This is a genomic window from Rhizobium sp. Root708 (assembly GCF_001429725.1).
Lineage (GTDB): Bacteria > Pseudomonadota > Alphaproteobacteria > Rhizobiales > Rhizobiaceae > Rhizobium.
Map to the genome: position 1 here is coordinate 77,597 of NZ_LMHV01000023.1, position 10,976 is coordinate 88,572.

15 protein-coding genes are annotated in these 10,976 nt (G+C 61.0%); 4 read left to right on the forward strand and 11 right to left on the reverse strand.

Annotation, left to right across the window (positions count from 1 at the left end; translation table 11 throughout):
- Positions 1-81: 81 nt before the first annotated feature.
- Positions 82-807, forward strand: coding sequence for an MgtC/SapB family protein (locus tag ASE04_RS14820; RefSeq protein WP_244490412.1), 726 nt, complete (start codon positions 82-84; stop codon positions 805-807).
- Between the two features lie 377 nt (positions 808-1,184).
- Positions 1,185-1,613: an HD domain-containing protein gene (locus ASE04_RS14825; protein ID WP_056818489.1), complete on the forward strand. Its 429-nt coding sequence runs from the start codon at positions 1,185-1,187 to the stop codon at positions 1,611-1,613.
- 56 nt (positions 1,614-1,669) lie between these two features.
- On the opposite strand, the gene ASE04_RS32225 is transcribed toward ASE04_RS14825, so the two are convergent.
- The 4 genes from ASE04_RS32225 to ASE04_RS14835 all read right to left on the reverse strand — a co-directional run bounded on the left by ASE04_RS32225 (position 1,670) and on the right by ASE04_RS14835 (position 2,862).
- The gene (locus ASE04_RS32225) at positions 1,670-1,849 is read right to left on the reverse strand and encodes a BA14K family protein (protein WP_443216869.1); all 180 of its coding nucleotides are present in this window, start codon (positions 1,847-1,849) and stop codon (positions 1,670-1,672) included.
- 41 nt (positions 1,850-1,890) lie between these two features.
- Positions 1,891-2,232: a hypothetical protein gene (locus tag ASE04_RS32055; protein WP_338012493.1), complete on the reverse strand. Its 342-nt coding sequence runs from the start codon at positions 2,230-2,232 to the stop codon at positions 1,891-1,893.
- Positions 2,229-2,393 carry a hypothetical protein gene (locus ASE04_RS30725; protein WP_156408799.1) on the reverse strand — a complete coding sequence of 55 codons (165 nt, stop codon included), beginning with the start codon at positions 2,391-2,393 and terminating at the stop codon, positions 2,229-2,231. Before ASE04_RS30725 ends, ASE04_RS32055 begins: the two co-directional genes overlap by 4 nt.
- Positions 2,394-2,463: 70 nt before the next feature.
- Entirely contained in the window at positions 2,464-2,862 is a 399-nt protein-coding gene (locus tag ASE04_RS14835) for a DUF1236 domain-containing protein (RefSeq protein WP_056818491.1), read from the reverse strand.
- Between the two features lie 179 nt (positions 2,863-3,041).
- Here ASE04_RS14835 and ASE04_RS31215 point away from each other — a divergent pair, with 179 nt between their 5' ends.
- Entirely contained in the window at positions 3,042-3,218 is a 177-nt protein-coding gene (locus tag ASE04_RS31215) for a hypothetical protein (RefSeq protein WP_200960728.1), read from the forward strand.
- A 399-nt stretch (positions 3,219-3,617) separates the two neighbouring features.
- Here ASE04_RS31215 and ASE04_RS14840 read toward each other — a convergent pair whose 3' ends face one another.
- The 7 genes from ASE04_RS14840 to ASE04_RS14870 all read right to left on the reverse strand — a co-directional run bounded on the left by ASE04_RS14840 (position 3,618) and on the right by ASE04_RS14870 (position 10,026).
- A complete protein-coding gene (locus ASE04_RS14840) occupies positions 3,618-3,950 on the reverse strand; it encodes a cupin domain-containing protein (protein ID WP_056818493.1) in 333 nt (110 codons plus the stop codon).
- Between the two features lie 6 nt (positions 3,951-3,956).
- Positions 3,957-4,712 (reverse strand): 2-dehydro-3-deoxy-D-gluconate 5-dehydrogenase KduD, encoded by a 756-nt coding sequence (kduD, locus tag ASE04_RS14845; protein ID WP_056818495.1) that lies wholly within the window; start codon positions 4,710-4,712, stop codon positions 3,957-3,959.
- A complete protein-coding gene (gene kduI, locus ASE04_RS14850) occupies positions 4,709-5,551 on the reverse strand; it encodes a 5-dehydro-4-deoxy-D-glucuronate isomerase (protein ID WP_056818496.1) in 843 nt (280 codons plus the stop codon). The genes kduD and kduI overlap by 4 nt, the downstream gene beginning before the upstream one ends.
- A 31-nt stretch (positions 5,552-5,582) precedes the next feature.
- Complete coding sequence (locus ASE04_RS14855) at positions 5,583-6,320, reverse strand: ATP-binding cassette domain-containing protein (protein WP_056818499.1); 738 nt, start codon at positions 6,318-6,320, stop codon at positions 5,583-5,585.
- Positions 6,320-7,339 carry an ABC transporter permease gene (locus tag ASE04_RS14860; protein ID WP_200960729.1) on the reverse strand — a complete coding sequence of 340 codons (1,020 nt, stop codon included), beginning with the start codon at positions 7,337-7,339 and terminating at the stop codon, positions 6,320-6,322. Before ASE04_RS14860 ends, ASE04_RS14855 begins: the two co-directional genes overlap by 1 nt.
- 69 nt (positions 7,340-7,408) lie before the next feature.
- The gene (locus ASE04_RS14865) at positions 7,409-8,359 is read right to left on the reverse strand and encodes a sugar ABC transporter substrate-binding protein (protein WP_056818504.1); all 951 of its coding nucleotides are present in this window, start codon (positions 8,357-8,359) and stop codon (positions 7,409-7,411) included.
- Positions 8,360-8,511: 152 nt separating this feature from the next.
- On the reverse strand, positions 8,512-10,026 hold the full coding sequence (locus ASE04_RS14870; protein ID WP_056819099.1) for an aldehyde dehydrogenase family protein: 1,515 nt from the start codon (positions 10,024-10,026) through the stop codon (positions 8,512-8,514).
- A 120-nt stretch (positions 10,027-10,146) separates the two neighbouring features.
- On the opposite strand from ASE04_RS14870, the gene ASE04_RS14875 reads away from it, so the two are divergent.
- The gene (locus tag ASE04_RS14875) at positions 10,147-10,848 is read left to right on the forward strand and encodes a GntR family transcriptional regulator (RefSeq protein WP_056818506.1); all 702 of its coding nucleotides are present in this window, start codon (positions 10,147-10,149) and stop codon (positions 10,846-10,848) included.
- Positions 10,849-10,976: the final 128 nt, after the last annotated feature.

The window sequence follows — 10,976 nt, forward strand, 5'->3', positions numbered from 1 at the left end:
AATCCGAGCTGGTACTCGGCGTCGGCTTTCCACCGCACTAGATCCTCAGTTCACGCCTCGGTCTGTGGAAAGGACGTCGATATGTGGGTCTCGGAAGTGCTGCTGAACCGAATGTCGGAACACCTCACATGGACCGATATCTTGATCCGCATATTTCTCACGGTGATAGCGGCATCGCTGATCGGCATCGACCGTGAGCGCGGCGGGCACGCGGCAGGCTTCCGAACGACCGTTCTGGTGGGGCTGGCGGCGTGCGTGGCCATGCTTCAGGCAAACGCGCTGTTGATTGTCGACGGTAACGACCAATCGGGCTTTGCCCGGATGGACATCCTCCGTTTCGCGCTTGGCGTCCTGACCGGCGTCGGCTTTATCGGCGGCGGCACGGTTCTTCACAGGGGCAATCTCGTAACGGGCGTGACGACCGCCGCAACAATATGGGCGATGACAACGATCGGCCTCTGCTTCGGCGGGGGGCAACTCGGCATCGGCATCGTCGGCACTGTCGTCGCATTCTTCTTCTTGTCTCCGATGAAGGCATTCGATGACTGGCTGCCCCGGAGGCATCGGGCGAAGGTCGAGTTGCTTGTTGATGGCGACCTCTCGGCCGAAGAGCTCAATCGGCCGCTTGGCGAATATCGCTGCGACGTTCAGTTTGCATCAAGCAGGCTTGCAGACAACGGCCGAAGGATACTCGCCTTTGACCTTCGTTGGCGCAGCCGATCCGTGACGACGACAGAGAAGATTTATCGGCGTATGCGTGAGGACTTCGACGTCGTCCGCTTCAGCATGTACGAGCACGGAACTTGAGCCTCCCGAGAGGCAGAAACCATGGAACTTTGAGCGCTGGGCAATGTTGACTGCAAACACCAAGCTGCAAAGGAAAAATCATGCCGAGGCAGCGCGCCATAACTTTTGGCTGCTTGCTGATCGTTGCATTGCTAGCCGCCACAGAGGCGTTCTCCCAAGACTTCGACCGCGATCCGAAGTGAGCACCGGCGCGAGATATCGCCTTACATCGGACCATGGTCCGACTTCCTTGATGAGGCTGCGGTCCTAATTACAAACACTGTCCTCGAAGCAGAGGACAAGAAGAGGGGCTATAGCTTTTGTCGGGTAGTGCTGCTGAGCCCCTCTTCTGATCCATCTTTAATGGAACGGCCTGAGGCCCCGCGCGGACAAGAACGATGACACAACGCGAATTCATCAACGAACACGACCATCGATCCTCCGCTGGTCTCTTTCGTGCTGCAAAAATCGCCTTCACCGCGCATGCCGGACAAACAGACAAGGCGGGCGAGCCTTATTTCGCACACTGCAAACGCGTGGCGGACGCTCTCACCGAGAACGATCAACGCATCGTCGCGTTTCTTCATGATGTCGTGGAAAAGGGTTCCGGCTGGAGCTTGGATCGGCTTGAGCACGAGGGCTTCAGCCCTGCCGTGGTCGCAGCCGTCGATGCGCTCACCAAGCGCCCAGGGGAAGATGACGATGATTTCGTTGTCCGTGCCGCGACCAACGGCCTGGCCCGCCCCGTCAAGGTGGCGGACCTCGAGGACAATCTCGAGCAGGCGGAAAGAGCCGTCGACGATCCGTCCAAATTTCAGGAGGCCTGAGGATCATGGCAAAGGTCCGCAGCGGCAGACATTGATCCGACAGGATCATGTCACATTCAGATCGGCCGTGTGCAAGAGCGGCGCGGACCATCGAAGGGCTGATACGTATTGTCTTCAGGCCGATAGGATTGATAGCGATCCGCGCACCATGCGGCCGCGTCGACGCCGGTTGCCATCGAAGCATTATCGCGAACCGTTGTCGGGTTAGAGATTTCCGGTTGCTGATAGGGCGACATACATGACCGGGCGACGCCGCTGAAACTCCGATATTGGTTGGTTACGGGATCGTAGGAGCGGTACGTGAGCACCAGTCCACATGGTCGGTCGAAAGCCCCGCAGTCGGCCGGATCACAGCCGGCGTTATATGGCGAGCGACCACGGCCGTTTTGGCTGCTTTTGGCGGGTCGGTGACGTAGCTGGACAGAGCCGGCGGCAGGCGCTCGTAATCCTGTTTGCCTCGATCAATCCTGACGGGCTCAGTCGTCCAGAGATCGGAGGCCGAAAGGCTTCCGAAGTTGTGCGGCTGAGAGTTTATGACTGCCGAAGCAATCGAGGCAGCAGCCGTACAGACGCCGACGGAGCTCGCAATGCCGAACGCCATTGAAACGACCGCTTTCATGGCCGTGCATCCTGATGCTCGACCTGCACGAACACTCTACCGTGTTCGGGCCGCAGCGGGTCTGGATGTGCCAATAAAGCGACGACGATCGCAGCCATCGCAAAAGTGATCGTGACGAAGGGCACGGCCGAACGTCGGCGTTTCTGCTCCTGGTAAAGCATTGCGCTCTCCAAAGGGATATGAATGCTGGGGTGGGAAAGCAGACACGACATATGCCGCGCCCGCGCCGGATCAGTTGATGATCTGGATGACCTTGCGAGACGAAGGTTCGACGATGACGCGTTCGTCGTTCACGATCGCATAGGCGTATTTTGGATTTTCCGGAACCGGGGTCACAATGACGGTCTGCGGTAGCGGCTGGCCGATAACGACCTTTTCTTTCACCACGACACGCGCCTGCGGAGCCGGAGCCTCACGGACGTAGGTGATAACCTTCTGCGGCGGCGGATCAATGACGGTACCGACGATCGCACCCGTAACGCCACCCACTGCGGCGCCCACCGGGCCTCCGACGATCGCTCCGGTCACGGCGCCACCGGCAGCACCGTTCACTGTCGACGACTGGGCGAATGCCGCGCCCGAGATAAGGGTCGCGGCAGTGGTCGCGCCTACGATAAGCATGTAGCGCATCTTTTTCCTCCTTCGTTTCCTCACGGCCTTCCTGACCGCTGCCAAAACAACGGCCGGAAATCTTGCCCGTTCCGGCAATCGGACCTCAGTCCGGGGTGCCCCGGACCAAAGTCCGAGGCAAGGAACGTCGCGGCCACCACATTCGTTTTGTTGAGGAAATTCTGATGGAGCTTTAGATCATGAGCAGCAAGAAAGCAGCCGATACTATCCCATTCGCGGTGAATGCTTCCGTTCTCGCTCTCGTTATTCTCCTTGCAGGAATGCTTTATCTCCTTGGCGTCGCCATGTCGGGCGATACAAAGCAATTGAGCGAAAGCGTCCGCGGAGCCATTGTCATTGATACGCGCGATCTGTGAAACGCGCGAAGGGATAAGAAGGCTTCAGAGCTCTTCTTATCCCGGCTTGAAGGACATCAGCACTACATCCGAAAGCAGACCGTTGCGCAATCGAGGCCAGGGGTGGCGGTCGCGATAAGGGCGCGCTTGCAAGCAAGCACAACGCACCGGTGATCGGGCAGATGTTGTTCGCTGACGGGTTGCCGAAGGAGATGGCTGGCGCGATCAACGCCTATACCCGGACCGCTGATTTGCAATCACCATCCAGGAAGAGAACGGCTTCAAAGTTTCGGTGCGCCAAGCCTTGCGGCCTTCCATGCAACTCGCCGCTCACCCTGATGAGGAGAATTACTGCGCCTACCAAAATTACTGCGCCTACCAAAACCGGTTGCAGGTTAAGACCCGACCGGAATTCTTTCCCTACAGGAAATCATCCCGACGCGGTGTGAAGGTGTCGATCAGCAGTCCTTTCTCAACCGCGACGACCCCGTGCACCAGGTTTGGAGCAACGATGAAGCTGGAGCCGGCATCGAGTCTTGTGGTGACGCCATCGACTGTCACGTCGAAGGCGCCCTCGGCGACATAGCTCACCTGCGTATGCGGATGCGAATGCAGCGCGCCGATCGCGCCAGGATCGAAGCTGAAGGCGACGAGCATCATTTCCGGGCGGTGCGAGAGAACGGCGCGCCTGTTGCCGGGCGCGACTTCCGTCCAGGTGATGTCGTCGGGAAGCGTGTAGTGATCGGCCATCATAATCTCCTATCGGGCAAGCCAGCCGCCATCGACCGGCAGCACCGTACCATGAACATAATCGGAAGCGCGCGACGCCAGATAGACCGCCGTGCCCACCATATCCTCGGCCTTGGCCCAGCGAGCGGCCGGGATGCGCTTCAGGATATCGGCGCTGCGCTCCGCATCGGCGCGAAGCGCCTCGGTGTTGTTGGTTTCGACATAGCCGGGGGCGATGGCATTCACATTGATGCCCTTCGACGCCCACTCGTTCGCCATCAACCTGGTGATACCGGCGAGCCCGCTCTTCGCAGCCGTATAGGACGGAATGCGGATGCCGCCCTGAAAGGAGAGCAGCGAGGCGATGTTGATGATCTTCGCCGGCGCCGGCCGCGCGATTGCGGCCTTCGCGAAGGCCTGGCAAAGGAAGAAGACGGATTTCAGGTTGGTGTCGAGCACCGCGTCCCAATCCTCCTCCGTGAACTCCAGTGCATCGGCGCGGCGGATGATGCCGGCATTGTTGACGAGGATATCGGGCGAGGCGCCGGCGGCAAGGGCGCGTTCGACAACGGCCTTTGCCTCCCCGGTATCGGACAGGTCCGCCTTGAGCGATACGAACCGGCGCCCCGTCGATGTGACTGCATCCGCCGTCTCGTCCATCGCCGAGCGCCCGACGCCGACGATGTCGGCGCCTGCTTGCGCAAGACCAGCCGCGATAGCCTGGCCGATGCCGGTATTGGCGCCGGTGACGATGGCACAGCGGCCGGTGAGATCGAACAGGCTCATCGCAGGTCTTCCATCGGCACCTTGTCCATGTCGGTGAAGCTCATGTTATCGCCAGCCATCGCCCATATGAAGGCGTAACGACCGGTTCCGGCGCCGGAATGGATCGACCAGCCGGGCGACAGCACCGCATCGTGGTTTTTCAGCACGACATGCCGCGTTTCGCTGGGCTCTCCCATGAAATGGAAAATACGCGTCGTTTCCTGCATGCCGAAGTAGAGATAGACCTCCATACGGCGATCGTGAACATGCGCCGGCATGGTGTTCCAGACCGAGCCCGGTTCGAACATCGTCAGCCCCACCAGCAATTGGCAGCTGTCGCAGACATCGGGATGCACATATTGATTGATGGTGCGGGCGTTGGATTCCTCCGCCGAGCCCACGACCACTTTCCTCGCCATTTCACGGGTGATATGCACCGTCGGGCAGGTCCGATGCGCCGGTGCGCTCAAGAAGTAGAAGAGCGCCGGCTCGCCTTGGTCGCGGCTAGCAAAGCTCAAAGCCCCCTCGCCCATCCCGACATAAAGCGCCTCCTGGAAGCCGAGTTCGTAGGACTTTCCCGCGACGCTGATGGTGCCTGCGGCGCCGATATTGACAACGGCGGCCTCGCGCCGGTCGAGAAAGCGCTCCGTGCCGGTCTCGGCGATCGCTGCGATCTCAAGAGGCTTCGCAGTCGGCATGATGCCGCCGACGATCATGCGATCGAGATGGCTGTAGGTGAGATTGGCCTCGCCTGGGCGAAACAGGTCCTCGATCACGAAGCCGTCGCGCAGGCCCTGCGTGTCGCGCCTTGCGGCATCCTGCGGTCCAACGACCTGGCGTACTGATACTGAAATGGTCACGGGCTATGCCCCTTCTGTCTGTTGGGTGGGATCAGGTGAGCACGACATATTCGGTCAGCTGGTTGATCGTCGTGTCCGCCTTGTCGACATCGAACACCTTGGTGCCGTGGCTCATGATCACGAAGCGATCGCAGACCTGATAGGCGTGGTAGATGTTGTGGGTCACCAGCACGCTCGAGACGTTTTCCGCCTTGAGCTTCAGCACCTGGTTCAACAGTGCTTCGGTCTCGCGCACTGACAGCGCCGACGTCGGCTCGTCGAGAAGCAGCACGCGCTTCTTGAAATAGACCGCGCGGGCGATCGCGACGGCCTGTTTCTGGCCGCCGGAGAGATTGCCAACCAGCGTATCGGGGCTATCGATGCCAGAGATGTGGACGGCGTTCTGCAGCACATCCATCGCGATATCGCGCATTTCGCGCTGCCTAAGGAAGCCGAAGCGATCGGTGAGTTCGCGGCCCATGAAGATGTTGCGGGTGATCGAGAGCGAATCCACCAGCGCCGTATGCTGGTAGATGGTTTCGATACCCGCCTCGGCGGAATCCGACCGGCAGGTGAAGGCCGTTTTCTTGCCGTCGACGCTGAGATAGCCGTCCGTCGGCTTGTGGATGCCGGAGATCAGGTTGACTGTCGTGGACTTGCCGGCGCCGTTGTCGCCGAGCAGTCCCACCACTTCGCCTTCGCCGATATGGAAGCTCAGATTGCGCAGCGCGGTCAGCGCGCCGAAGCTTTTCGAGATGTTGTGCAGTTCAAGAAGATTGGGGGCCGTCATCACGCAAGACCTCGCCGCTCGATAAGATGGTTGAAGATGGCGGCCAGCACGATCAGCGTCGCGATGAACATGTCGAGATAGAAGCCGGGTGCGCGCAATAGCAGAAGCACGTCGGTGATCGTGTGGATGAGCAGCACGCCGAGGAAGATGCCGATGATCGAGCCTCGGCCGCCGCGAAGCGACAGTCCGCCGATGACGCAGGCGGCGATCGCCTGGAGCTCCAGTCCTGCCCCCTGCCCCGGCTGCACGCTGCCGACGCGCGCGGTTGCAATGATGCCGGCCACAGCCGCCATGCCGCCGGCGATCGCGAAGGCCACCAGCTTGACGCGGTTGGTGTTGATGCCGATCGCTTCCGCAGCACCCCGATTGCCGCCGGTGGCGAACACATGGTTGCCGAAGCGATGACGGTGGACGAGGTAGTGGAAACCGACGACGAAGAGGACGATCCAGATGAAGGCGGCGTTGATGCCGAGCAGCGTGCCTGAGAACAGGCTGGTGAAGATCGGTTCCGGATCGAAGCGGACCTGGACCGCGCCGTTATAGAGCAGCACCGCGCCGCGCCAGAACAGCAGGCCACCCAGTGTCACGATGAAGGACGGCAGCCCGAAGCGCAGCGTGATGTGGCCGTTGAGCAAGCCGATCATGATGCCGGCGAGAATGCCGAGCGGTGCGGCGACGAAGGCGCTCATTCCGGCGCCGACGAGGCTTGCCATCAGGATGGCGGTGAAGGTGTAGACGGAGCCGATAGAGAGGTCGTATTCGCCGGCGATCATCAGCACGCCGGCGCCGAGCGCCAGGCAGCCGAGCACCGGGACGGCCTTCATCAGAATCGTCAGGTTTTGCGGCGAGAGGTAGCGGAACTGATCGGGATAGAGCAAGGCGCCTGCAATGCAGACGATCTGCAGCGTCATGAAGACGAGGAAGATCGCGCCTGCCGGCATCGCCATGATCTGCCGGATAATCGGTTGCTTCTGTGTCCGCGACCGGGGCGCGGCACTTGTCTCGAGAATTGGTGTCATGGTCTGGTACTCGATCGATTGGAGACGGAGAACCTGCCGGCATCGCCGGCAGGCTCCCACGAAACGCGGTTAGCGGAAGCTGCCGATCAGCGGCTTGACCGAGCTTATGCGCGACTTGTCGAGGAAGGCGCCCTGGCCGGTGTCGACGTCCGTCGGGGTCAGCCCGTACTTCTTGGAGAGCGCAATCTGGGCGATCGGGTAATAACCCTGCAGGTAGGGCTGCTGGTCCATGGTCGCGAACATCGCGCCTGACTCGACCGCGTTGACGATCTCGACCGCGAGGTCGAAGCCGCCGAACGGGACCTTCACGCCTGCGTCCTTGATGGCGCCCGCGCCGACGGTCGAAGTGACCGAGCCAGTGCCGAACACGGCTTTGACGTTGGGGTTGGCGATCAGGAACTGCGCCATGATGTTCTGCGCTTCGGCCGGATCAAGCCCGGCGCGAACCGTCTCGACCTTGATGCCGTTTTCCTTCATCGCCTTTTCGATGCCGCCGCCGCGCGCGACCGCGAAGCTCGCCTCGGGGATTTCGCGCGGGTTGAAGACAACGTCGCCGGACTTCAGGCCGAATTCCTTGATCATCCGGTTGCCGAGTTCGTAGCCGGAGGAGAATTCGTTCATACCGACATAGGCCTGACGGCAATTGCCCTTGGCGCCTTCCAGGTCGTCATTGTTGAAGCCGATGACGACGATGCCTGATTTCACGGCCGCGCATATGCTTTCGTCGAATGCATCCGACGACGAGATGGCGACGGCAATGCCATCGACGCCGGCTGCTGTGGCGCTTTCGATCAGGTCGTTCTGGCGAACCGGATCGTTGTTGGCATATTGCACGTCGAGATCGACGCCGAACTGTGCCGCCGCGTCTTTCGCGCCCTTCACCACGGGGTTGAAGAACTGGACACTCGGATCGAGATAGATGATCATCGTTGCCTTGACGTCGGCGGCCAATGCCGTAGATGTCATCATCGTGGCAATACCCGCGGCAAGTGCTGCGGTTTTCAACCTGGTCAATTTCATTTGCGTATCCTCCCTTTGGATGTGCAATACGGGTCGAAAGACCCAAGTCTCGGCTGGCGGGCTCCGACCAAAGATCACGCCGGCCGAGATTTTCCTCTGAGACGTTCCGCCTTCTCCCAAAAACGGAAACGCCCTATCCTTCTAATTCCCTGTTAGCCGAACCACGGCGCCGGTCGCCCGAACGTCACGTGCACGCCCTTGAACTGGGAATACTCATCGAAGCCATAGCGGCCGAGTTCACGGCCGAGGCCGCTTTTCTTGTAACCGCCGATCGGCAGTTCCGGCGTGCCGTCGATGACGCTGTTGATCCAGCAGCGGCCGGCGCGAATGCGGCGGATGCTCTGCATGGCGTTTTCGAGATTGGTGGACCAGACCGAAGCGGAAAGGCCGAACTCGCTGGCATTGGCGAGCGCGACGGCCTCGTCTGCGGTCTTGAAGGTCAAGCTCGACAGAACCGGCCCGAAAATCTCTTCCTTCGCGATCGACATGTCAGGTGTCACGCCGGCGAATACGGTCGGGGCGTAGTAGAGGCCCGCGTCCTTTCCAACCCTTTCGCCACCCAGGAGCAGCTTGGCGCCGGATGCGAGACCCGCCTCGACGTATGAGTGCACCTTCGTGGCATGTGCCTCGGAAATCATCGCACCGATTTTCGTGCGCTCGTTCAGCGGATCGCCGAACGTCACCTTGCGCGAGATATCGAGCACGCGCTCCATCAATGCGTCGCGGACACCTTCTTGCACCAGCAGCCGGCTGCCGGAAATGCAGCACTGCCCGGCATTGTGATAGACGCCGTAAGCGATACCATCGGCTGCAGCCTCGAGGTCTGCATCGGCAAAGACGATCTGCGGGCCCTTGCCGCCGAGCTCCAGCCCAACGCGCTTGACGCTGCGCGCCGCGATCTCGCCAAGCTTGGTGCCGACACGCACCGAACCGGTAAAGGCAACCATATCGACGCCGGGGTCCTCGGCGAGCACCTGCCCGGCCGGATCGCCATAGCCGGTGACGACGTTGAACACGCCATTGGGAATGCCGGCCTCACGCGCCAGTTCCGCCATTCGTACCGACGTACCCGAGGTGAATTCGGATGGCTTGAGGACAACGGTGCAGCCAGCCCCGATCGCCCACGGCACACGCTCGGAGGCGATGATGAAGGGGAAATTCCAGGGCGTGATGATGCCGACGACGCCGACAGCTTCGCGCAGCACCAGACCGAGGCGATCGTCGCCGATATTGTTGTGCGCCTGGCCTTCCAGCGCCCGCGCCTGACCGGCGGCATAGGACCAGAGGTCGGCGCAGAAGCCGATCTCGCCACGCGCCTGGGCGATCGGCTTGCCAACTTCGAGGCTTTCGGCCAGCGCCAGTTCTTCCTGATGCTTGAGGATCAGATCGGCCACCTTGAACATCAAGCGCGAACGCTCAGCACCCGACATGCGCGGCCACGGGCCTGTGTCGAAGGCACGGCGGGCGGCGGCAACCGCCAGCCGCACATCGTCGACCGAGGCTTCCGGCCAGGTACCGACCACGACGCCTGCGTGACCGGGGCTGACGCGATCAATCGTGCGACCGGAAGCGGCATCCACCGACTTGCCATCGACAAGCATCTGGTAGCGGGATTTAATGTTCAGCCGCGGATCACTGGAATCAGGCGCAATGAAATTGGACAGCACGCTTCCTTCAAGCCGACACATCGTGCCGGCCCTCCCTTTTTACCCGGTTTCGGACCACCGGATTTATGTTGCGTTTGAATTGTATGGTACTGTATGGTGGTTTAAATTGGATGTCAACGCATGACGGCGACTAAAGACATGAACCTCGAATCCTTGAAGATTGAGACTGGTGAAACCGCTGCGGCACAGGTGGAACGCGACCTGCGCGAGCAGATCATCAGGCTGGAACTGGCGCCCGGCACGCGGCTTTCCGAGCAGGAGATCGCGACCCGCATGGGTGTATCCCGCCAACCGGTGCGCGAGGCCCTGATCGCACTCGGAAAATCACGACTGGTCGATGTGCGCCCCAATCGAGGCACCGTGGTCGTCCGGATTTCGGCGCGGCAGATGATGGAGGCGCGCTTCGTGCGCGAGGCGCTGGAGACCGCGGTTGCCCGCCGCGCAAGCGATAGCTTCGACACTTGGACGCGGCGGCGGATCGACACCAATCTTGCCCGGCAGACCGCTGCCATGGAGGCACACGACCACAATGCATTCCGGCGCGAGGACGAACAGTTTCATATCGCGATCGCCGAAGGCGCCGGCTGCAGCCTCGCCTGGAATGCAATAGCCGACATCAAGTCTCATATGGACCGCGTCTGCAATCTGCAGCTTCGCCACCCCGATTCCATGATGCGGCTGATCGCCGAGCATGAGGCGATCATCACCGCCATCGACGGACGCGACGCGGATGCCGCGGCGTCCGCCATGCGCGCACATCTCAACGGCATCCTCTCCGACCTGCCGCAGATCGAGGCGGATAATCCCGATCTGTTCGAGTGAAGCTGAAGTAATCGTTCTTCACGATCCTGCTGCATAGTGGTCGGAGTGTAGATTTTTCGGCCACTCAAGGGAAAGCCAATCGGTATCTCCCGGTCGTCACCCAAGTGACAAGCGCGCCGACGACGCAA

What these genes read in the sequence shown, in the direction of transcription:
- ASE04_RS14820 (WP_244490412.1), top strand. Translation starts at nt 82, where the DNA reads ATGTGGGTCTCGGAAGTGCTGCTGAACCGAATGTCGGAACACCTCACA.
- ASE04_RS14825 (WP_056818489.1), top strand. Translation starts at nt 1,185, where the DNA reads ATGACACAACGCGAATTCATCAACGAACACGACCATCGATCCTCCGCT.
- ASE04_RS32225 (WP_443216869.1), bottom strand. Translation starts at nt 1,849, where the DNA reads ATGTCGCCCTATCAGCAACCGGAAATCTCTAACCCGACAACGGTTCGC.
- ASE04_RS32055 (WP_338012493.1), bottom strand. Translation starts at nt 2,232, where the DNA reads ATGAAAGCGGTCGTTTCAATGGCGTTCGGCATTGCGAGCTCCGTCGGC.
- ASE04_RS30725 (WP_156408799.1), bottom strand. Translation starts at nt 2,393, where the DNA reads ATGCTTTACCAGGAGCAGAAACGCCGACGTTCGGCCGTGCCCTTCGTC.
- ASE04_RS14835 (WP_056818491.1), bottom strand. Translation starts at nt 2,862, where the DNA reads ATGCGCTACATGCTTATCGTAGGCGCGACCACTGCCGCGACCCTTATC.
- ASE04_RS31215 (WP_200960728.1), top strand. Translation starts at nt 3,042, where the DNA reads ATGAGCAGCAAGAAAGCAGCCGATACTATCCCATTCGCGGTGAATGCT.
- ASE04_RS14840 (WP_056818493.1), bottom strand. Translation starts at nt 3,950, where the DNA reads ATGATGGCCGATCACTACACGCTTCCCGACGACATCACCTGGACGGAA.
- kduD (WP_056818495.1), bottom strand. Translation starts at nt 4,712, where the DNA reads ATGAGCCTGTTCGATCTCACCGGCCGCTGTGCCATCGTCACCGGCGCC.
- ASE04_RS14855 (WP_056818499.1), bottom strand. Translation starts at nt 6,320, where the DNA reads ATGACGGCCCCCAATCTTCTTGAACTGCACAACATCTCGAAAAGCTTC.
- ASE04_RS14860 (WP_200960729.1), bottom strand. Translation starts at nt 7,339, where the DNA reads ATGACACCAATTCTCGAGACAAGTGCCGCGCCCCGGTCGCGGACACAG.
- ASE04_RS14865 (WP_056818504.1), bottom strand. Translation starts at nt 8,359, where the DNA reads ATGAAATTGACCAGGTTGAAAACCGCAGCACTTGCCGCGGGTATTGCC.
- ASE04_RS14875 (WP_056818506.1), top strand. Translation starts at nt 10,147, where the DNA reads ATGACGGCGACTAAAGACATGAACCTCGAATCCTTGAAGATTGAGACT.